This is a genomic window from Brooklawnia sp., from assembly GCF_032229645.1.
Taxonomy (GTDB): Bacteria; Actinomycetota; Actinomycetes; order Propionibacteriales; family Propionibacteriaceae; genus Brooklawnia.
This window is the reverse complement of sequence record NZ_JAVTWX010000137.1, coordinates 2,598-22,413: the sequence shown is the minus strand read 5'-3', so window position 1 is coordinate 22,413 and position 19,816 is coordinate 2,598. Positions and strand designations below refer to the sequence as shown.

Genomic DNA, 19,816 nt, shown 5'->3' with positions numbered 1-19,816 from the left:
TCGGGCGCCGCCCAGGCGATGAAACCCGGACGGCGCCCGAAAAATGATTCAGCTCACCCGATCAGGCGTCGTCCACCACGATCACGTAGAGCGCACGCGGGCCGTGCACACCATCGACGCGGGACAACTCGATGTCACTGGTCGCCGAGCCACCCGAGATCCAGGTGAGCGGGTGACCGGCGTGCACCGCCGCCTTCACTACCTGGTTGGCCTCGCCGACATCGGAGACCACCTGGCTCGCCCGCACCACGCAGACGTGGCGATCGGGTACCAGGCTGATCGCGCGGCGCCCCTGATCTTCGACGTGCGTCAGCACGATCGTGCCGGTGTCGGCGACCCCGCTTGCCGCCGCGGTGACCACCGCATCGGTGCTGTTCAGTTCGGCGTGGCTGAGCTGCGGGTCGTCGACCCTGGCTTCCAGCCCGGCGTCCTTGATCGCCTTGATCCACGACGGGTCCAGGCCCGGCGGCACCACCACGCTCCTCTGAGCCCCGGTGGCCTTGAGGCCATCGACGACGGCCTTGGGAACCTCGGTCTCCGTCACCCGGACGACGGTTGCCGAGTAGTCGATGACCTTCTCCACGAACGTACCCACGACATCGTCCATCTCAATGCCGGTGCCATAGACCCAGTTGATCGGTACATCGGTCTCGGGGTTCTTGTCGGTGATGTCCGCGGTTGCCCTCCGGATCCTGGCGAGGATCTCGGTTCTGGCGACATCATTGCGCGTCGTGGTCATCACTTGCCCTCTTTCCGATTCTTCTTCCACCAGCTACGGAAGGTGTCGGTGGGCGGTGCCTGAACGTCGCGATACCTGAGCCATCTTTCGGCCACCGGTACCGGGATCGGTCCGAGCGGTTTGCCCTTCAAAACCTTGCCCGCCCCACGGGTCGCAACCTGCACGGCCTCGAACCGGCGGGCGTCGCCGAACAACCAGCCAGCCGTCTTCATCAAATTCCGTTCGACGGTTCCCTCGGCGTCGGCCCCAAAACGGTCGGCCTTCTCGGCATCGGCCACCCGGTTGCGCAGGTGCAAGATGATGTCGGTGAACGGGATCTTCACCGGGCACACCTCATTGCAGGCACCGCACAGCGAGCAGGCATATGGCATGCCGCGGTCGACCGGATCCTCCACGCCACGCAACTGCGGGGTCAGCGTGATACCGATCGGGCCCGGATAGACCGAACCGTAGGCGTGTCCACCGGCCCGCTCGTACACCGGGCAGGTATTGATGCACGAGGCACACCTGATGCACCGCAGCACCTCGCGTCCGACCTTGTCGGCCAGCACATTGGTGCGTCCGTTGTCCATGAAGATGACATGCTGCTCTTGCGGCCCGTCACCATCGGTGACCCCGCTCCACACCGAGTTGTACGGATTCATCCGCTCGCCGGTAGCCGACCTGGGCAGCAGCTTGAGGAAAACCTCGAGGTCGTCGAAACTCGGCAGGATCTTCTCGATACCCACCATCGAGATCAACGTGTCGGGCAGGGTCAGGCACATCCGGCCGTTGCCCTCGGACTCGACGATCACCAACGAACCGGTATCTGCGCAAATGAAGTTGCCGCCCGAAACGGCCACCTTCGCCCGCAGGAACTTCTCGCGCAGATGCAGCCTGGCCGCGTCGGCCAACTCAGGAGGGTTGGACGATACGTCGGTGGGCGCAGGCCGTCCATAGTTCTTCATCTCGCGCAGGAAGATCTCGCGAATTTCTGCCCGGTTGCGGTGGATCGCCGGAACCACAATGTGCGAAGGCCGATCATGGCCCAACTGGACGATCAGTTCGGCCAGGTCAGTCTCCCAGGCCGCGATGCCCTGCTCTTCGAGATGTTCGTTGAGATCGGTCTCCTGAGTGGTGATCGACTTGATCTTCACGACTTCATCGACGCCCTTGGACTTGGCGATCTCGGCGACGATTTCGTTGGCCTCTTGGCCATCCCGGGCCCAGTGCACCTGCACGCCGTTAGCGGTCAGATTCTTCTCTGCCTCGACCAGGTAGTAGTCGAGGTGCCGCGATACCCGGTTCTTGATGGCAGTGGCCGCATCACGCAGATCCTCCCAGTCGGGTGATTCGGATACCCGAAGCGCCCTCTTGTTACGGATGGTGGTGGTGGCATTGCGCATGTTCTTGCGCTGGACGCTCAACTCGAGTTCTTGTTTGACGGCCTTCTGGAACTTCGGCATACCAAGGAAGGTTCCGGGCTTGTCCGGCGCCGGAGTGAGCCGGGCGACCCCGTGGTTACCCTCGGTGATACGTCGAAGCTCGGTGCTTGTGGTGGTGCTCATGGCTCAGTCCTCCTCCGTGCTTGCCAGGATCTCGGCCAGATGGATGGCCTTGACTCCCGAGTTTTGACGCGCCAGCACTCCGCCGATATTCAGCAGACAGGAGTTGTCACCTGCCACCACGTACTCGGCTTCGGTCTCGCGGACGTGACGTGCCTTGTCGTTGGCCATCGCCGCGCTCATATCCGAGTTCTTGATGCAGAAGGTGCCGCCGAATCCGCAGCACTGCTCCTCGGCCGGCAGCGGCACCATGGTCATGCCGCGCACATGCGATAGCAGCCGAGCGGGCTTGTCGCCGAGCTTCAGCATCCGTTTGCCATGGCAGGACGGATGGTAGGTGACCCGATGCGGGAAGTAGGCGCCGAGGTCTTCGACCCCGAGCACGTCGATCAGAAACTCGGTCAGGTCAAAGATTTTCGAGCTGACCTGGTCGACGTCGCGGATCAATCCGGCGTCACCGGCGTGGCGGGCAAGCATCGGGTGCTGCTCGCGGACCGCTCCTGTGCAGGACCCGGACGGTGCCACAACATAGTCGTAGCCGGAAAAGGCCTTGACATATTGTTTGACGGACGGGATCGACTCGTCGAAGTAGCCGCTGTTGGTGGTCATCTGGCCGCAGCAGGTCTGCTCCCTGGGGAACTCGATCTTGCAGCCGAGCCGCTCCAGGATCTTGACGACGGCCTGCCCCGTCTGCGGGAACATGACGTCGTTGATGCACGTGATGAACAGTCCGACGGTCATTCCCGCCCCAGGCTTGCTGACGACCGTACTGGCGTTGACCGTGGTCCCCGTCATTTCTCCTCCTAGATTAGGTAGCCGAGCGCTTAACCGAAGTTCGGGAGCATCCAGCCGAGTACTGGTGTGGACTGCAAGCCGACAATCAGGCAGAGCACGAGCAGCAGGCCGAGACTCCACGGCATGGCACGGCGCAGGATGTCGGATTCCTTACCCACCAGACCGACGGCGGTCGCAGCGATCGCCAGGTTCTGCGGGCTGATCATCTTGCCGACCACACCACCGGAGGTGTTGGCGGCGACGAGCAGATGCTCATCAATGCCGATATTGGCCGCAGCGGTCTGCTGCAGGGTGGCGAACAGCGCATTTGCAGACGTATCGGAGCCGGTGACCGCGGTGCCGATCCAACCCAGGATCGGTGACAAGAACGCGAAGGCGGCGCCCGCACCGGCGATCCAGGTGCCGATGGTGATGGTCTGACCCGACAGGTTCATCACGTAGGCGAGCGCCAGCACCGAAGCGATCGTAAGGAAGGTCCAGCGCAGCTTGTAAATCTGGCGCCCGAAGACCTTCGCCATCACGGCCGGGCTCATCCGGTAGATCAGGCCGACCAGGATGCCGGTGATCAGCAGCAGGGTGCCTGGGCTTGACAGCCACTGGAAGTTGTAGATGGTTGACGTGTTGGGTGCGCCCGCACCGGTGAGGATCAGGGCGGTTTCGCCGTCCCACAGACCTGGCCAGTGGATCTTGATATCGGTGGATGCCAACCAGGCAGTGACCGGCTTGACCAGCTTGGCGACGCAGAAGATTCCGATGACCAGCAGATAGGGCATCAGAGCCATGAAGATCTGGGAACCGCTGACCTTGTGGACCTCCTTGACGTCGGCGTCGTCGTTGGTGGTGTGGAAGCCTTCCTCGGCTTCGGTCTGCTTCATGTTGGTCAGGCGCTGCGCAGCCTCTGCGGTGCCCTTTGGCTTCCAGAAGCGCAGCAGCACGACACCAGCGGCCAGACCGACCAGCGACGCGACCACGTCGGTGAGTTCGACCGACAGCCAAGTGGCGCTGACCCATTGTGCGACGGCAAAGGACAGGCCGATCGTCAGCGCTGCAGGCCAGACTTCTTTGACGCCACGCTTGCCATCGACGATGAACACCAGAAGCAGCGGGACGAACCATGCGAGCAGCGGGGTCTGATGACCAATGGTGGCGCCGATCTCCTGGTACGGAATGCCAGTCAGGGTGCCTGCCGTGATGATCGGGGTCGCGATGGCGCCGAAGGCGACAGGCGCGGTGTTGGCCAGCAGCACGGTAAGGGCTGCACGCAGCGGCGGATAGCCGATCGACATCAGCATCACACCGGTGATGGCCACCGGCGCGCCGAAGCCTGCGAGGGCCTCCATCAAGCCACCGAAGCAGAAGGCGATCAGGATGGCGAGGATGCGCGGGTCGTCCGAGACCATGTGGAACGTGGCCCGCAGGTCCTCGAAGTGACCGGACTCAACGGTCAACTCGTACATCCAAATTGCACAGAGCACGATCCACGTGATCGGGAAGATACCGAAAGAAGCGCCTTGCAGCGCCGTCATTGCGGTCAATCCGACGGGCATATGGAACGCGAAGACAGCCACCAGAGCGGCGACCGCGACTGCGGAAAGACCCGCCCAATGGGCCCTCCAGCGCAGCACGCCAAGTGTCAAGAAGATAGTGAGCAGAGGTAACAGAGCCACCAATGCGGATAGAAACAAGCTGCCGTTTACCGGCGCGATATCAGGCTGGAACTGCATCGCGAAACTCCATCGTTCGTCGCTAACGTTTGCACAACACACCAATCTTTGACGAATGGTCTAACCACTGTCAAGGAACATGTTCTTAGGAAAGACTAACTAACGTCCGCCTGCCCAACCGAGCGGGGTGGATTAGCTGAGGCTAAGCCACCTTGACTCTCGTGGGACCCGCCAGCACCGAGCTTGCCAGCGATGTCCGGGTGGTTCGATGATGGCGCTGTGAAAGCGTACGAGGTGGTGCGGCAGCACATCGAAGAACGGATCCTCGCCGGCGAGCTGTCGGTGGGTTCACTCCTGCCGTCCGAACGCGACATGGCCGCGGATTTCAAAGTCAGCCGCGCCGCCGTGCGGGAGGCCTTGCGCATGATGGGCGCCCAAGGCTTGATCACTTCGCGCGTCGGGGCCGGACCCAATTCCGGAACGCGCATCGCGGGCCAGAACGGTCCCGCTCTGGGCAGGCTACTTCAACTCCATGTCGCCTTGTCAGAGTTCCCTATCGACGATGTCGTCGAGGTCCGGGTGATGCTCGAGCGCCTCAGTGCCACTGCGGCGTCAGCAAACGCCACTTCGAACAATCTGGCCAAGCTCGGAGATATCTTGGCCGAGATGGAATCCGATCACATGGAGCTGGAGCAGTTCAACGACCTGGACACCCGCTTCCATGTCGCCATCGCCGAGCTCGGCGAGAACCAGTTCGTGACTGTCTTGACGACGGCCGTGCGTCAGGCGCTGGCCAGTCCCATCCGCGAGGCCAGCGACGAGCTGCCGGATTATCAGCGCTTCCGTCGCGACCTGAACCGGCAGCATCGCAGGGTCTTCGAAGCGATCGCCAACGGGGATGCAGCACGCGCCGCAGACCTGATCGAAGAACATATCCGCACGGCCTACGCGATCCTGCCGATGGGTGGTAAAAAGGATTGAGTAGGCTATGGTCTAGCCATTATTGCGACAAAGGAGTCCGGTAATTCATGTCCGTCATTAGTTCCCGCACACAGCTATCCGATGTTCCACAGCAGTATGTCGACGAACTCGCGGCTGCCCTGGGTGAGGATGTCGAGGTCACCACCCGCGCACTTGACCGATTCGCTGTCGCTGTCGACGCATCTCACTATCTTTCTGTCCCCCAAGCGCTGGCACGCCCACGTACCGCTCACCAGGTGGGCATGGCCATGGCACTGGCCGTGCGCTCGGGTTGGCCGCTCACCTTCCGCGCTGGTGGCACCAGCCTTTCGGGCCAAGCGTTCTCTCGCGGGCTGACCCTCGATGTCCGCCGGCATTTCCGCGACATCGAGGTATTGGACGGCGGTAAGCGGGTACGCGTCCAGCCCGGCGCCACCGTTCGCCAGGTCAACGCCCGGCTGGCGAAGTATCACACCAAGCTCGGCCCCGACCCGGCAAGCGAGATCGCATGCACCATCGGCGGCATGATCGCCAACAATTCCTCCGGCATGACCTGCGGAACCACCGCCAATACCTACCGCACCCTCGAGTCGATGGTGGTGGCGCTGCCGTCTGGCACCGTGATCGACACCGCCAGCCCCAAAGCCGGCGAGGTGCTGGCCAATCAGGAGCCGGCCCTGGTCGAGATGCTGACCAAGTTGCGCGCCCAGCTCGGCCGGCCCGAGATGCGCGCCGACTTGCAGCGGCGTTACTCGATGAAGAACACTATGGGTTACGGCCTCAACTCGTTCATCGACTTCGACGATCCGGTCAAGATCCTCGAGCACTTGATGATCGGCAGTGAGGGCACCCTCGGCTTCGTCGCCGAGGCCACCTTGCGGACCGTCCCGATTCATGCGAAGACCGCAACCGGGTTCCTGCTATTCAATTCTCTGGACGCGGCCACCGAGGCCCTGCCGACTATCGTCGACAGCGGAGCCGATGTCGCCGAGCTGATCGACTCGGCGTCCATCTTGGCCATGGGCGAAGAAGCGGCCCCGGTGCTGCCGAAGAACTTCCAGGTCGGCAGCGAAGCGATCCTGCTGGTCGAATACCAGGGTGACTCGGACGACGAACTCTCGGCCCGGGCCGGCGCCGGCATCGACAAGTGCGCGTCCTTCGACCTCTACGCCCCGCCTGAACTCACCCAGGATGCCGGACGCCGCGGACAGATGTGGTCGCTGCGCAAGGGGCTGTACACCAAGGTGGCGCGCAATCGTCCGAAGGGCACGGCCGCGCTGCTCGAAGACATCGCCGTACCGATCATGGATCTGGGCAAGGTCTGCAACGATCTTCAGATGCTCTTTGACAAGCACAATTACGAGGGCGGAGTGATCTTCGGGCATGCCAAGGATGGAAACATCCACTTCTTGGTCACCGAGGATTTCGACGGTCCGGCGTCGATGAAGCGCTATGAAGACTTCACCGAGGACATGGTCTCGCTGGTGCTCGGCAAGCAGGGCACCTTGAAGGCCGAGCACGGCACAGGGCGCATCATGGCGCCCTTCGTGCACCGGCAGTACGGCGACGAACTCTACGACGCCATGTGGCAGGTGAAGAACGCCTGCGATCCGACCACGATTCTCAACCCGGATACCCTCCTCACCGAGGATCCGAAACTCCATCTGTCGAATATCAAGACGACCACGCCGGTGCGTCCGATCCTCGACGACTGCGTGGAATGCGGCTATTGCGAGCCTGTCTGCCCCAGCCAGCACCTGACGACCACGCCTCGCCAACGAATCGTGATTCAGCGGGCGATCGCGCACGCCACCGACGAACACGATGAAGCCCTTGTGGAAGAGCTGCAACGCGACGAGCGGTATGCGGTCATCGACACCTGCGCAGTCGACGGCATGTGTCAAACGGCCTGCCCGGTGCAGATCAATACGGGACAGTTGATCCGCGACCTTCGAGGAGAGCTTGCACCGGCATGGCTGGACGCCACCTGGATGGGCGCTGCCAAGATCTGGGGCCCCTTCCTTAAGGTGGCCTCCGTCGGGATGACCGTTGTCGACCACGTGCCGAACGCGCCGGTACGCGCGGTTACCGGGGCCATTCGTAAGGTGGTCGGCGAAGACGTCATGTACACACTTTCGGACGACCTGCCGGGCGGTGGCCGTGCCAGGCATCCACACCACGCGCCACACCCCGAGATCGTCTTCATGCCGGCATGTGTGGGCACGATGTTCGGCACCGGAGCCAGCTGTGGCAAGGGATCGTCAGATGCTTTCCAGCGTTTGTGCGAACTGGTTGGCATCAGGGTCGAGATCCCCGACGAGATCGAATCGCTGTGCTGTGCCACTCCGTGGAAGTCGAAGGGCATGAAGCGTGGCGGCAATTTGATGGGTGAGCGGCTGGCCAAGGCGCTGGGTGAGGCCAGTAACAACTGGGAGTTGCCGATCGTCTGCGACGCCGCGAGTTGCACTGAGGGCATGGAAGTCGCGCTGAAGCATCAAGGCGTGACGAATGCGAAGATCATTGATGCCGTGCAGTTCACTGCCGAACACATCGCACCGCGCCTGCCGCGACTGTCCAAGGAGCATCTGGCGGTCCTGCACCCCACCTGCTCCAGCACGCATCTGGGCCTCAATGACGCCCTGATCATGCTGGCCGGCCTGGTTGCCGACGAGGTCATGGTGCCGGATAGCTGGCGGTGCTGCGCCTTCGCAGGTGACCGCGGCATGCTGCATCCCGAACTGACGGCCACCTCCACCAAGGACGAGGCAGCCGAAGCGAAGGCCGCGAATGCCGACCTGTACATGTCGCTCAACCGCACCTGTGAGATCGGTCTGACCAGGGCAACCGGCAAGACCTACACGCACGTGCTGGAGGAACTGGCGAACAGGGCGGCCCCGGTGCGGGTCTGAGTCCGGTGATGAGGTTCCGTTTCGTACCTCGGTCTACGGCGTGGCGCCCAGGTCGATCTGCTCCACATCGCGGACGAAGCCGCCCATCAGGCGCCGTCCCAGGCCCTCGAACTTGGCGGGATCACCGGTCGTGACGAAGCTGCGTTGGGCGTTGTGGCCGTCATTGCGCAGCAGATCTTTGCGTTTGAGCGTCGCAAAGGTGGAGCGGGCGCATTCGTCCGCACTACTGACAAGTGCTACGTCGTCGCCCATGATGAAGCTGATCACACCCGAGAGCAGCGGATAGTGGGTGCAACCGAGGACGAGAGTATCGACCTCTTGCTCCTTCAGCGGTGCGAGATACTCCTCGGCCACTGCCATCAACTCGTCGCCGGCAGTGATGCCGGCCTCAACGAAGGGCACGAATCTCGGGCAGACCCCCATGGCGACCTTCACCGGGGAGGCGGCCAACGCATCGTTGTAGCTGCGCGAGGTCGCGGTGGCCGCGGTGCAGATCACTCCGACCATGCCGTTACGCGTGATGGACGCTGCCTTGCGCGCCGCGGGCAGCACCACCTCGATGACCGGCAACTGGGGGTAACGCTCCCGGGCATCGCGCAGCGCAGCCGAAGAACCGGTGTTGCAGGCGATGACCAGAGCCTTCACCCCTTGATCGACAAGCCAGTCGAGGCTCTGCAAGGTGAACTCGCGCACCTCGGCCAATGGACGCGGACCGTAGGGCCCACGAGCGGTGTCGCCAAGGTAGATAATGTCTTCGTCGGGCAGCAGATCGACGATCGCACGCGCGACGGTCAATCCCCCGAAGCCCGAATCGAAGATGCCAATGGGCGCCGAGGACTCGTCATTCACCGGGCCGATTTTAGCGCGAGCCCGGCCGTGTGCTCATTCCTGGGCATTCAATAGCGATTCCTGCACCCAGCCCAGCCACTCATAGATGGAAAACGTCCAGGTTCGCGGATCGTCGTCCGGAAGTTCGCTGATGTGATCGGCATCGTCGGCATCCCGGATGCCCAGCCGCACCGCCAGCGCCAGCCGCAGGTTCGTCAGCGTCTTCAGCCATGCCAGCGTGTGCGTCCCGCAGACCTCGCAGCGGCCCTGAGCGGTGATGGCATCCAGATCGGCTCGCACGATGCTTGCGGCATCGACCTTGTCGTCGAGTTGCGCGGTATGGGTGAAGCGCCGGAAGTCGTAGCTGGCCGCAGGATCGTCGGGATAGGGATCGGGGAAGAACCGCTGCAGCACCGGGTCTGTAGCCGGGTCATCGTCGAAATCGTCTTCGCTGACCATCTCGCGTTCCAGCCTGGCGAAGATCTGGTCCTCGTCGTCGACTGCATCGGATTCGCCGGGGGTATCGTCGTGCAACCAGGCGGTGCCCGGGCCATCGGCGGGCGGGCTCGACTCCAGCAGCAGCTCGATCAGCTGGGCGATGAGCCCGCTCATCAGGTTGATCTCGGCAGGCTCGAATTGGCAGACCACCTGATCGTCCACGCGGTGGAACGCGAGCATCTATTCGGCCTTGTCCATGGTGGCCCACAGGCCATAGCTGTGCATCGCCTGCACATCGCGCTCCATGCAGTCACGGCCACCGGAACTGACGATCGCGCGACCCTCCATGTGGACCTGCATCATCAGCCGCTCGGCTTGATCCTTCGGGTAGTTGAAATAGCTGGAGAAAACATGGGTGACGTAACTCATCAGATTGACCGGATCGTCCCAGACAACAGTGACCCAGGGCCGCACGGCCTGGTTCTGTTCGGACGCGAGCTCCTCGACGGCTGTGCCGCCCAGCACTGACGCGGATGCCGATTCGCTTGCCATGTGCCTATTCTTACCCACCCGGCCAAGGACGCGGGCATAGGCTCGACCGCATGACGTCCACAGCATTGCTCACCGATATGTATGAGCTGACGATGATCAAGGCGGCAATGCATGCCGGCACGGCTTTCCGCCGCTGCACTTTCGATCTGTTCCCCCGCAGGCTGCCCACCGGACGCAGCTACGGTGTCGTTGCCGGAACCGGGCGCGCACTGGAGGCATTGAGGGATTTCCGGTTCGGTCCCGATGAGATTGCCTTCCTGCGCGAACGCGGCATCGCCGACGATATGCTCGCCGAATGGCTTGCCGACTATAGATTCTCCGGAGACATCCGCGGATACGCGGAAGGTGAGCTGTTCTTCTCCGGCTCCCCCGTCGTCGTGGTCGAGGGCAGCTTCGCCGAGGTGGTGGTCTTGGAGACACTGCTGCTGTCGATCTTCAACCACGACTCTGCGGTCGCATCGGCCGCCTCCCGTATGACGCTCGCCGCGGAGGGCCGACCGATCATCGAGATGGGCGGACGCCGTACCCACGAATGGGCGGCAGTCGCCTCGGCCCGAGCATCCTGGATCGCCGGTTTCGGCACCAGTTCCGACCTGGAGGCCGGGCGCAGCTGGGGCATTCCGGTCAGCGGCACGGCAGCGCACGCGTTCACGATGCTCTTCGACTCGGAGGAAGATGCTTTCAAAGCGCAAATCGAAGCGATGGGCGAGCAGACGACCCTACTAGTGGACACCTACGACGTCGACGAGGCCATCAAGAAGGCCGTCGAGCTGACCGGCGGACGCGTCGGCGCCATCCGGCTCGATTCGGGTGATCTGAGCATCGAGGTGCGCCGGGTACGCCGACTGCTCGACTCGCTGGGCGCAACCAAGACCCGCATCGTCGTCACCAACGACCTCGACGAGTATCAGATCGCCGCACTGCGCGGTGCGCCGGTGGACGGTTTCGGTGTCGGCACCTCGGTGGTGACCGGATCGGGTCATCCCACCTGCGGCATGGTCTTTAAGATGGTCAGCCGGGCCGACTCGGACGATCCGAATGCCGCACAACATCCGGTGGTGAAGAAGTCTCAGAACAAGGGCACCATCGGTGGACGCAAGACCGTGATGCGCCAGATCGATCGGCACGGAACGGCCGTCGCTGAAGTCATCGGCGTGGAGGTCGCGCCGCGTGCCGATTCCAACGACCGCATGGTGATGGTCGACCTCGTGCGCGACGGCGAGATCGTCGGCGAAGAACCGTTGCAGGCGGCGCGCGACCGCCACGAGAGGGCCCGTGCCGAGTTGCCGCTGTCGGGCCAAAAGATCAGCCGGGCGGAACAGGCCATCCCGACGGTCTTCGTCAGCCGGGAAGGCGAGAAGACCGAGAACATCTACCTGGTGGGTGAGGCGCCGGCCAACCTCTGAGGCGGGCTGGCGCCTCACCCGGTCGGCGTCCCCGGATTGGTCGGGGTCCCCGGGGCTTGCCCGTCCTCGCGGATCGTGTACGTCGAGCGCCCATGACGGGCCCGGACGCTACACGATCCGGCCTGCGGGGAGGTAGGGCGCGGGCGGGCATGCTATCGAGCAGGCTGGCAGCTACTTCCAGAACTGGTAGAAGTGGTGCACCGGTCCGTGGCCGTGACCGACGCCGAGGTCGTCTGCATGATCCAGGGCTCCGGTGATCCATTCCTTGGCGGCCGCCGCGGTGGCCGGCCAGTCAAGGTTGCGCGGACGAAGCGCCGCGAGCGCCGAACTCAGCGTGCAACCGGTGCCATGGGTGTTCTTCGTCCGGACGACATGCGTAGCCAGCTCGTGGATGCCGGCCGGGCCGGCGAGGATGTCGGTCGCGTTCTCGTCCAGCCGGTGCCCGCCCTTCACCAGCACCCAGTCGCAGCCGAGTTCACGCAGTCCGATCGCTTGGGCACGCATCTGGTCCAGGCTGGTGGCCTGTGACCCGCCCAGCAACACGGCTGCTTCCGGAAGGTTCGGTGTGATGATGTCGGCCTTGGCCACCAGGCGCCGCACGGCCTGCACGGCGTCGTCGTCCAGCAACCGGTCGCCGGAGGTCGCGACCATCACCGGGTCGAGCACCACCGGCGCATCGATCTGATCGAGCAGCCGCCCGACCTCATCGGCCAACTCGCCGGTGGCGAGCATGCCGATCTTGACCGCGTCGATTCGCACGTCCGCGACGAGCGTCTCGAGCTGTTGCCGCACGAAGTCGACCGGCACCACATCTACGCCGGTGACGCCCTGGGTGTTCTGGGCGGTGAGCGCGGTGATCACGCTGGTGCCGAAGGCACCCAACGCGGAGAAGGTCTTGAGATCGGCCTGGATGCCGGCTCCTCCGGACGGGTCGCTGCCCGCGATCGTCAGGGCGATCGGCGGGGTGGCGGCGCTTTGCCAGGCCTCGACGAGACGGCGGGTGGCAGCGCCGATGTCGGGCTGCCCGCAGATCGCACTGATCACCGAGACGCCGGCGAAGCCCGACCACCGCACGGCTGCGGTGTCGGCAGCCTTCACTCCCCCGATCACCACCGATGGCCACCGGCTGCGCTTCGCCAGCGGGACGAGGGTACGCATTCCTGTGGCCGGCACATGGCCCGGCTTCGATGCAGTCGGACGCACCGGGCCGAGCCCGATGTAGTCCATCGCGTCCTGAGCGATGTTGGCGATGGCCCACTCGAGCTGTTCCGCGGTTTCCACCGTCAGTCCGAGAATGGCATTAGGCCCGAGCATCGCGCGAGCCTGGGTCACCGGCATATCGTGCTGGCCGACGTGCGCGCCGTCGGCTCCGGCCGGGCCGACCAGATGCACCCGGTCGTCCAGCAGCACCGGCACGCCGCTGCCCTGAGCTACCTGAACGACCTCGCGGGACAGCGCCAGGAACTCGTCGTCGCTCGCATCCGGGTCGCGCACCTGCACCAGTGTGGCGCCTGCCGCAATGGCCTGCCTGACGGTCTCGGCAACGCCGAGCGACCCGCATTGGGCGGTGTCGGTAACCAGATAGATCGAGAGATCAAGGTCGTCGCGCATGCTCACGAGAGCGTCACCCGGTCGGCTGCCTGCTCGGGAGTAAGTGCATCAAGTGCGTCGAGGAGCCCCACGACGAAACTGCCCGGACCCTTTGCATCGGCCGCGGAGATCTCTGCGGCGATGTTGAGGTGCGATGTTGCCGCGATCGCGGCGTCCAACGGGTCGGTCACCGACGCATAGGCGGCCATCACGGCGCCCAGCGCGCAGCCCACGCCGGTGACCTTGGCCAGCATCGGGCTGCCGTTCGAGAGCTTCACCACTTCGCCGCCATCGGTGATGACATCGACCGGTCCGCTGACTGCAACCACGCACCCATAGTTACTTGCGAGTTCCTTCGCCGCATCGATGGCATCGAGCGTGTCATCGGTCGACTCGACGCCGCGTCCACCCGAGGTGGTGCCGAGGAATCCCAAGATCTCGGACGCATTGCCGCGCAGGATGGTAGCCGGGTTCGCGTCCATCATCTTTTTGACTTCGCCGGTGCGCCACACCAGCCCGCCAGCTCCGACTGGGTCGAGCACCCAGGGCTTACCGGCCGCAACCGCCGCTGCCGTGGCCAGGCGCATGCCTTCCATTTGTTCGGCGGATGGGGTGCCGTCGTTGACTAGCACGCCGGAGGCAACATGGGTGGCGAAATCAGCCGCCTCTTCTGGGTTGTCGCACATGGCCGGTGAGGCGCCGACAGCGTACAAGATGTTGGCGGTGAAGTTCATCACCACCTGGTTGGTCAGGCACTGGACGAGCGGGGTCTGCGCCCGCAGCGTGCTGATGCTCTCGCTGAGAGCGGATACATGGGAACTGAGGGTCATCGCTGACGTCCCTTCGCTAGCACTACCTAGATCAGGTATCTACGGGTTTGGTCTCAGCCGGTACCTTCCCCGGCACCCCGCGTCTTCGATGTACGTTAGCACCGCTCACCCGACGGTCCCCAGAGCTCCGGTCGTCAGACTCCGGCCGGACGCCGGGCGCCGGAGTCCCGAGTTTCGCGCTCAGAGCCAGTCACCCCTCGCCCGTTCCAGTTCCGCCCCGATCGTGGTGTCGGGACCGTGCCCAGTGTGCACGATGGTTTCGGGTGGCAGCGTGAACAGCTTCTCGCGGATGGACTGCTCGATGGTCTCCCGCGAACTGAACGAGCGCCCGGTCGCTCCCGGGCCGCCCTCGAAGAGGGTGTCGCCGCTGAACACGATGCCCAGCTCGGGTACCCCGAAGCAGGTCGAGCCGGGCGAATGCCCGGGCGTGGCGATGGCACGAATTTCGGTTCCGCTCAAGGTGAAGACGTCGCCGTCGGCGATGTCGTCGTCCCATTCCATGTCACCGTGAGTGAGCCCCCAGACCGGACGATCAGCCGGGTTGAGCAGCAGTGGCGCGTCCAGTGCGGCAGCAAGATCGGGCGCATAGCGCACATGATCGTCGTGCGCGTGAGTGAGCAGGATGCCCACGCATTCGCGTTCGCCGACCAGGTCGCGGACGACATCGACATTGTGCGGAGCGTCAAAGACGACGCACCGCCGGTCGTCGCCCAGCACCCAGACATTGTTCTCGACGTCGAAGGTTTGCCCGTCGAGGCTGAAGGTACCGTCGGTCACTGCATGATCGACTCGCAGGAGTGTCATGAGACCACCACCACTGTGCGCAGCACCTCGCCGTCGTGCAGGTCGGACATCGCCTGGTCGGCCCCGGCGAGTGTGGTGGTGCCGGTCACGAAGCGATCGAGCGGCAGTCTGCCCTGCCGATAGAGGTCGATCAGGTACCCGAAGTCGCGCTCGGGCAGACAGTCGCCGTACCACGACGACTTGATTGCGCCACCATGCGAGAAGACATCGAGCAGTGGCAGCTTCAACTCGGCGCTGGGAGCGGGCACACCGACCAGTACGACGCGTCCGGCCAGATCGCGGGCATAGAACGCGGTTTCGAAGGTGGCTGGGATACCGACGGCATCGATCACCACATCGGCACCGAAACCACCGGTCAGCTCCTGTACTTTCGAGACGATCTCGTCGCGGCTCAGACCCTTCGAGTCGATCAGGTCCGTGGCGCCCAGATCGGCGGCGGCTCGAAGCTTCTTGGCATCGATGTCGATCGCGATGATCCTCGTTGCGCCTGCCAGGACGGCCCCGGCGACCGCAGCGCAGCCGACGCCGCCGAGACCTATCACGGCGACCGATTCGCCGCGGCGGACGTCTGCGGTGTTGAGTACGGCACCCAGCCCAGCCATCACTCCGCAACCGAGCAATCCGGCAACTTCGGGTCTGGTGTCCGGGTTGACCTTCGTGCATTGGAGCTCATGGACGAGCGTCTGCTCACAGAAGGCCCCGATGCCGAGCGCGGCGGTGAGCACGGTGCCGTCGGTCAACGTCATCGGCGCCGAGGCATTGAACGTGTTGAAGCAGTACTGCGCCAGGCCCTTCTTGCAGGCACGGCATTCGCCGCAGACAGCGCGCCAGTTCAACACCACAAAGTCACCGACGGCGACATGACTGACCTGGCTGCCCACCTCGGCTACGCGTCCGGCCGCTTCGTGACCGAGCAGGAACGGATAGTCGTCGTTGATCTTGCCTTCTCGGTAGGCCAGATCGGTATGGCAGACACCGCAAGCCTCAATGGTGACGATCACATCGCGTGGACCGGGATCGGGAATGACGATCTCGGTCAGCTCGGCGGCTTGCCCGGGCTGCCTGGAAACGACGCCTGTGACTGTGCGTGCCATGGGATTCGACCTCCTGATTTTGGTTTGTGCGATCACAGTAATCGCGCCGCATGACATTTTCGGTGGCCGCCCAGCGAAGGCACAGCCGACCCACAGCTAGCACGGTGGGCCCCGCAGCTCGAACACCAGGCAGCCCCCGCTAGCATTCAGGAGAGGAGGCAACGATGACTAGCGCATTGATCGTCGTGGACGTTCAGAACGACTTCTGCGAGGGCGGTTCGCTCGCAGTGACCGGCGGGACCAAGGTGGCGCACGATATTGCGGCCTTCGTGGGCCCGGACTTCAGGCGGGCGCACGGTCGCGGCTTCGACTTTGTGGTGGCAACACGCGACCGCCATATCGATCCGGGCGCGCATTTCAGCCAGACGCCCGACTTCGTCGACAGCTGGCCCCGGCATTGTGTGGCCGGAACACCAGGAGCCGACTTCGATCCCGCGGTCGCCGGGCTGCCATTCGATGCGGTCTTCGACAAGGGCGCATACGCTGCGGCCTACTCGGGCTTCGAGGGGACCATCGGTGGTGGCGACGATGGTCAGACCCTGCACGCGTGGCTCAACGCCCACGGCGTCGGCATGGTCAGCGTCTGCGGATTGGCCACCGACCATTGCGTCCGCGCCACGGCGCTGGACGCCGCCAAGCACGGCTACCGCACCACCGTATTGCTCGATCTGTCGGCTGCCGTCAATCCGCAGCGCACCACCCGGGTCGTGGAGAACTTGCAGGAGGCCGGAGTACTGGTCACCGGCTGACGACCCTCCGCCCTGACCGTCACCGATCCTCCGCAGCGCCGGGTCAGGAGTTGGGCCGGATCGGACTTGGCACCCACGAGTACCCGTTCAGCACCGAGGCCAGCCGCATCGGGCGTTCCATCTGGTAGAGGTCCTCCAGGGTCAACGGCCGACCATCGGTACCCGACAGCGGAATCTGCCAGTTCGGGTACTGCTTCCAGGTGCCCGGCTGATTCTGAATGCGGTAATCGCCGACAGCATCCACCAATGCCACGTTCAGCACTCGCGAGTCGGTGAGCGTGAGGTATCGGTACAGCGCGAGCACCTTCGCTTCGACATCGTCGTCCACATCGTCGGTGAACAGGCCACGCTCGTCGAGCCGGCGCATCCAGGCGTCCTGCTCGCATTCGGCGGCGGCTTCTTCTTCCTCGTACGACTCGGTGAGCAGGCCGAGTTCATGGCGCAGCCGAACGTGTTCGTTGGCCAGGTAACCGGCGGTGGGCGGCAGATCGTGGGTGACGACCGAAGCCATCGCGTACTCGCGCCAATGATCGGGCGTGGCCGGCCGGCCATTGTCGTTCTCGAACCACAACACGGAGGTACCGAGGATGCCACGCTCGGCTAGATACGCGCGCGCCCACGGTTCGACGGTACCGAGGTCCTCGCCGACGACGAACGCCCCCGCACGCTGCGCCTCCAACATGATGATGCCGATCAGCGCATCGTGGTCGTAGCGCACATAGGTGCCCTCGCGCGGGGAACCGCCCTCGGGAATCCACCACAGGCGGAACATGCCGAGGATGTGGTCGATCCGCACGCCGCCGGCGTGACCCAGAGCAGTCTGCAGCATGCTGCGGAACGGCCCATAGGCGGTGTCGGCGAGCCGGTCAGGACGCCACGGCGGTTGTCCCCAATCCTGCCCCATCTGGTTGTAGCCGTCCGGGGGAGCCCCGACGTTGATTCCCTTGGCATAGATATCGCGCATCATCCACGTGTCGGCCGACGCACCGCTGACACCGACGGCCAGGTCGGTGACGATGCCGACCGACATGCCGGCATCCTGGGCGGCCTGCTGCGCGTCGCTCAGCTGATTCCATGAGACCCACTGCAACCATTCGTTGAAGGTGATCTCGTCCAGGTAGTCGTTGTGCAGCTTGGAAACCCGCGGCGAACTCGGACGCTGCAGATCATCGTCCCACTGCCGCCAGTCGTTGCCGTACAGCTCGCACAGCACGCACCAGACCGCAAAGTCGCGCAGTCTGCGTCCCTGGCGCCGTTTGAAATCGTCGAAGGCCATCTGCCGGGCCGGCCGCAATCCTGCGCAGTAGATGACCCGCAGCGCCTCGCGTTTCAGGCTCCACGAGGTGTCGCGATCGAGCAAGGACTCGCCGGCCAGCTCGTCGTCCAACTTCTCGTGCAGCCCGCTGACGGCATCACGGTCCTGCTGACTGAGCAGCGCATACTCGGGCACCGCTTCGGGTCGCAGATACATCGGGTTGATGAACAGTCGCGAACTGGGCAGATAGGGTGAGACGTCCATCGGAGGCACCGGCTGCGCAGCGTGCAACGGATTGATCAGCACGTACTGGCTGAACTGCTGGGTGGCGGTCCACACAGCCAGATCCGAGAGATCCAGCAGGTCACCGATCCCCCACGAGCTCGACGAGCGGACGCTGTAGAGCTGCGCCGCGTAGCCCCACAACCTGCGGTCGCCCAGCCGTTCGGGGAGTCCTAGGAACCGCGGGGTGACGATGAGCGTCGATTCGGTCTGCCGGTCGTCCGAGAGCAGTTCCAGGCGGTGGTATCCGGTGGGCAAGTCCGAGGGAATCGCGAAGCTGGCCTCACCGATGAGAGTGCCGTCGACCTCACGCGGCTCGACCATGTGGTGACGCTGGCCGAGATAGCGGACTTCGCCATCTTCGAGGCGAAGCCTGATCTGGGCGGGATGGCCGTGGACGACGTGCGCCTCGACATGCGCCTGATCGCCCTCGGTGACCACCACGACCGATGACAAGCCACGCCGCCAGGGCTTCAGTTCGAGTTCGACCACCGCAGCTGCGGCGCTCTCCTCGGTCGCCGCATCCACTCCCATTGCGGCCATCACCGCAATGATGGTGTGCTGGGGTATCTGAGTGTGGCGTCCCTTCCAGTCCCAGAAATCGGTTGCAATACCAAGTTTCTCGGCAAGGATCTGCAGGGACGACTCGTGGCTCATTCTGCCTAGTCCTTCGGTGGGCTCGCATTGACCACCACACCCTAGTCGATCCGTCAGCGAATCTTGACCACCTGAGTTCGAGCGATCATGTCGTGCAGTGCTTGACGCCTCATATTACCCAACGGAACCAGCACATTGATGAGCGCGACGAAGGTGATCGCCGAAAGTGCATAGTAGGCCACGTTGCGCAGCAGTGAGGTGGCGAACGACAGGCCTTGCTGCTGGCGTCCCTTGTCGAGCGGCACGACCCGCAGGCCCATCGCCAGCTGGCCCAATGTCGCACTCTTCCAGATCAGCATCGCGGTGGCGTACACGACGCTGATGAGCAGTGAGATGATGTAGATCGTCGTCAGCGGTCCGCTGAGCCCGTATTGCGGGTCGGTGTATAGAGGTGCCGCACCGCCGGTCTGCGCGGCAAGGATGAGATCGCTCATCCACGCCTCCATGCCGGCGGTCAGCGTGTTCAAGAACGGCAGAATCGCGATCGAGCTGAGCACTCCGATAATAAGACTGTCGAGGATCGTTGCACCGGCCCGCCGCCACCAACCGGACAGCGGTACTCCGTCTGCCGTGGTTGGTCCCCGGCCGGCAGCTCGATACTGCGAGTAGCCCTGCACTTCGTAGCCGGCCTGCGGGTAACCGGACGACGGGTAGCCGGACGACGGGTAACCGGCCTGCGCTTCGTAGCCGGCCTGCGGGTGGCCGGACGACGGGTAGCCG

General features: G+C 64.1%; 17 protein-coding genes and 1 riboswitch. Of the genes, 4 read left to right on the top strand and 13 right to left on the bottom strand.

The window, feature by feature from the left end:
- Positions 1–61: 61 nt before the first annotated feature.
- Genes AAFP05_RS11510 through AAFP05_RS11495 form a run of 4 tightly spaced genes read right to left on the bottom strand, consistent with a single transcriptional unit; the run spans position 62 to position 4,802 of the window.
- Entirely contained in the window at positions 62–739 is a 678-nt protein-coding gene (locus AAFP05_RS11510) for a lactate utilization protein C (RefSeq protein WP_341730009.1), read from the bottom strand.
- Positions 739–2,286 carry a LutB/LldF family L-lactate oxidation iron-sulfur protein gene (locus AAFP05_RS11505; RefSeq protein ID WP_341730008.1) on the bottom strand — a complete coding sequence of 516 codons (1,548 nt, stop codon included), beginning with the start codon at positions 2,284–2,286 and terminating at the stop codon, positions 739–741. Before AAFP05_RS11505 ends, AAFP05_RS11510 begins: the two co-directional genes overlap by 1 nt.
- A gap of 3 nt (positions 2,287–2,289) precedes the next feature.
- Positions 2,290–3,078 (bottom strand): (Fe-S)-binding protein, encoded by a 789-nt coding sequence (locus tag AAFP05_RS11500; RefSeq protein ID WP_341730007.1) that lies wholly within the window; start codon positions 3,076–3,078, stop codon positions 2,290–2,292.
- A gap of 29 nt (positions 3,079–3,107) precedes the next feature.
- On the bottom strand, positions 3,108–4,802 hold the full coding sequence (locus AAFP05_RS11495) for an L-lactate permease (protein ID WP_341730006.1): 1,695 nt from the start codon (positions 4,800–4,802) through the stop codon (positions 3,108–3,110).
- Positions 4,803–5,021: 219 nt separating this feature from the next.
- Between AAFP05_RS11495 and AAFP05_RS11490 the strand changes: the two genes are divergently transcribed.
- Together AAFP05_RS11490 and AAFP05_RS11485 are read left to right on the top strand one after the other, a co-directional pair.
- Positions 5,022–5,723, top strand: a complete 702-nt coding sequence (locus AAFP05_RS11490; protein WP_341730005.1) for an FCD domain-containing protein — start codon at positions 5,022–5,024, stop codon at positions 5,721–5,723.
- A 47-nt stretch (positions 5,724–5,770) separates the two neighbouring features.
- The gene (locus tag AAFP05_RS11485; protein WP_341730004.1) at positions 5,771–8,611 is read left to right on the top strand and encodes an FAD-binding and (Fe-S)-binding domain-containing protein; all 2,841 of its coding nucleotides are present in this window, start codon (positions 5,771–5,773) and stop codon (positions 8,609–8,611) included.
- Between the two features lie 33 nt (positions 8,612–8,644).
- Here the strand turns inward: AAFP05_RS11485 and murI are convergent, their stop codons facing one another.
- The 3 genes from murI to clpS are packed head-to-tail and all read right to left on the bottom strand — an operon-like array spanning position 8,645 to position 10,429.
- Entirely contained in the window at positions 8,645–9,460 is an 816-nt protein-coding gene (gene murI, locus AAFP05_RS11480; RefSeq protein WP_341730003.1) for a glutamate racemase, read from the bottom strand.
- A gap of 33 nt (positions 9,461–9,493) precedes the next feature.
- Complete coding sequence (locus AAFP05_RS11475; protein WP_341730002.1) at positions 9,494–10,117, bottom strand: DUF2017 domain-containing protein; 624 nt, start codon at positions 10,115–10,117, stop codon at positions 9,494–9,496.
- Positions 10,118–10,429: an ATP-dependent Clp protease adapter ClpS gene (gene clpS / locus AAFP05_RS11470; protein ID WP_341730001.1), complete on the bottom strand. Its 312-nt coding sequence runs from the start codon at positions 10,427–10,429 to the stop codon at positions 10,118–10,120. It lies immediately after the preceding gene.
- A 50-nt stretch (positions 10,430–10,479) separates the two neighbouring features.
- Here clpS and AAFP05_RS11465 point away from each other — a divergent pair, with 50 nt between their 5' ends.
- Complete coding sequence (locus tag AAFP05_RS11465) at positions 10,480–11,835, top strand: nicotinate phosphoribosyltransferase (RefSeq protein WP_341730000.1); 1,356 nt, start codon at positions 10,480–10,482, stop codon at positions 11,833–11,835.
- Between the two features lie 171 nt (positions 11,836–12,006).
- Here AAFP05_RS11465 and thiD read toward each other — a convergent pair whose 3' ends face one another.
- From thiD to AAFP05_RS11445, 4 genes are all read right to left on the bottom strand, one after another.
- Positions 12,007–13,446 (bottom strand): bifunctional hydroxymethylpyrimidine kinase/phosphomethylpyrimidine kinase, encoded by a 1,440-nt coding sequence (gene thiD, locus AAFP05_RS11460; RefSeq protein ID WP_341730016.1) that lies wholly within the window; start codon positions 13,444–13,446, stop codon positions 12,007–12,009.
- Positions 13,447–13,448: 2 nt separating this feature from the next.
- Positions 13,449–14,255: a hydroxyethylthiazole kinase gene (thiM, locus tag AAFP05_RS11455; protein ID WP_341729999.1), complete on the bottom strand. Its 807-nt coding sequence runs from the start codon at positions 14,253–14,255 to the stop codon at positions 13,449–13,451.
- Positions 14,247–14,345, bottom strand: a riboswitch (TPP riboswitch). (Overlaps the previous gene by 9 nt.)
- Before the next feature lie 90 nt (positions 14,346–14,435).
- Complete coding sequence (locus AAFP05_RS11450) at positions 14,436–15,059, bottom strand: MBL fold metallo-hydrolase (RefSeq protein ID WP_341729998.1); 624 nt, start codon at positions 15,057–15,059, stop codon at positions 14,436–14,438.
- A complete protein-coding gene (locus tag AAFP05_RS11445; RefSeq protein ID WP_341729997.1) occupies positions 15,056–16,153 on the bottom strand; it encodes an S-(hydroxymethyl)mycothiol dehydrogenase in 1,098 nt (365 codons plus the stop codon). The genes AAFP05_RS11450 and AAFP05_RS11445 overlap by 4 nt, the downstream gene beginning before the upstream one ends.
- Before the next feature lie 164 nt (positions 16,154–16,317).
- Between AAFP05_RS11445 and AAFP05_RS11440 the strand changes: the two genes are divergently transcribed.
- A complete protein-coding gene (locus tag AAFP05_RS11440) occupies positions 16,318–16,902 on the top strand; it encodes an isochorismatase family protein (RefSeq protein WP_341729996.1) in 585 nt (194 codons plus the stop codon).
- Positions 16,903–16,945: 43 nt separating this feature from the next.
- On the opposite strand, the gene malQ is transcribed toward AAFP05_RS11440, so the two are convergent.
- Both malQ and AAFP05_RS11430 read right to left on the bottom strand, forming a co-directional pair.
- Positions 16,946–19,096 carry a 4-alpha-glucanotransferase gene (malQ, locus tag AAFP05_RS11435; RefSeq protein WP_341729995.1) on the bottom strand — a complete coding sequence of 717 codons (2,151 nt, stop codon included), beginning with the start codon at positions 19,094–19,096 and terminating at the stop codon, positions 16,946–16,948.
- A 53-nt stretch (positions 19,097–19,149) separates the two neighbouring features.
- Positions 19,150–19,816, bottom strand: a 667-nt coding sequence (locus tag AAFP05_RS11430; protein WP_341729994.1) for an RDD family protein, incomplete at its 5' end; no start/stop codon positions are given.

Coding starts and splice junctions, on each gene's coding strand:
- AAFP05_RS11495 (WP_341730006.1), bottom strand. CDS start 4,802: ATGCAGTTCCAGCCTGATATCGCGCCGGTAAACGGCAGCTTGTTTCTA.
- thiM (WP_341729999.1), bottom strand. CDS start 14,255: ATGACCCTCAGTTCCCATGTATCCGCTCTCAGCGAGAGCATCAGCACG.
- AAFP05_RS11500 (WP_341730007.1), bottom strand. CDS start 3,078: ATGACGGGGACCACGGTCAACGCCAGTACGGTCGTCAGCAAGCCTGGG.
- thiD (WP_341730016.1), bottom strand. CDS start 13,446: ATGCGCGACGACCTTGATCTCTCGATCTATCTGGTTACCGACACCGCC.
- AAFP05_RS11440 (WP_341729996.1), top strand. CDS start 16,318: ATGACTAGCGCATTGATCGTCGTGGACGTTCAGAACGACTTCTGCGAG.
- clpS (WP_341730001.1), bottom strand. CDS start 10,429: ATGGCAAGCGAATCGGCATCCGCGTCAGTGCTGGGCGGCACAGCCGTC.
- AAFP05_RS11485 (WP_341730004.1), top strand. CDS start 5,771: ATGTCCGTCATTAGTTCCCGCACACAGCTATCCGATGTTCCACAGCAG.
- AAFP05_RS11505 (WP_341730008.1), bottom strand. CDS start 2,286: ATGAGCACCACCACAAGCACCGAGCTTCGACGTATCACCGAGGGTAAC.
- AAFP05_RS11465 (WP_341730000.1), top strand. CDS start 10,480: ATGACGTCCACAGCATTGCTCACCGATATGTATGAGCTGACGATGATC.
- AAFP05_RS11450 (WP_341729998.1), bottom strand. CDS start 15,059: ATGACACTCCTGCGAGTCGATCATGCAGTGACCGACGGTACCTTCAGC.
- malQ (WP_341729995.1), bottom strand. CDS start 19,096: ATGAGCCACGAGTCGTCCCTGCAGATCCTTGCCGAGAAACTTGGTATT.
- AAFP05_RS11445 (WP_341729997.1), bottom strand. CDS start 16,153: ATGGCACGCACAGTCACAGGCGTCGTTTCCAGGCAGCCCGGGCAAGCC.
- AAFP05_RS11510 (WP_341730009.1), bottom strand. CDS start 739: ATGACCACGACGCGCAATGATGTCGCCAGAACCGAGATCCTCGCCAGG.
- AAFP05_RS11475 (WP_341730002.1), bottom strand. CDS start 10,117: ATGCTCGCGTTCCACCGCGTGGACGATCAGGTGGTCTGCCAATTCGAG.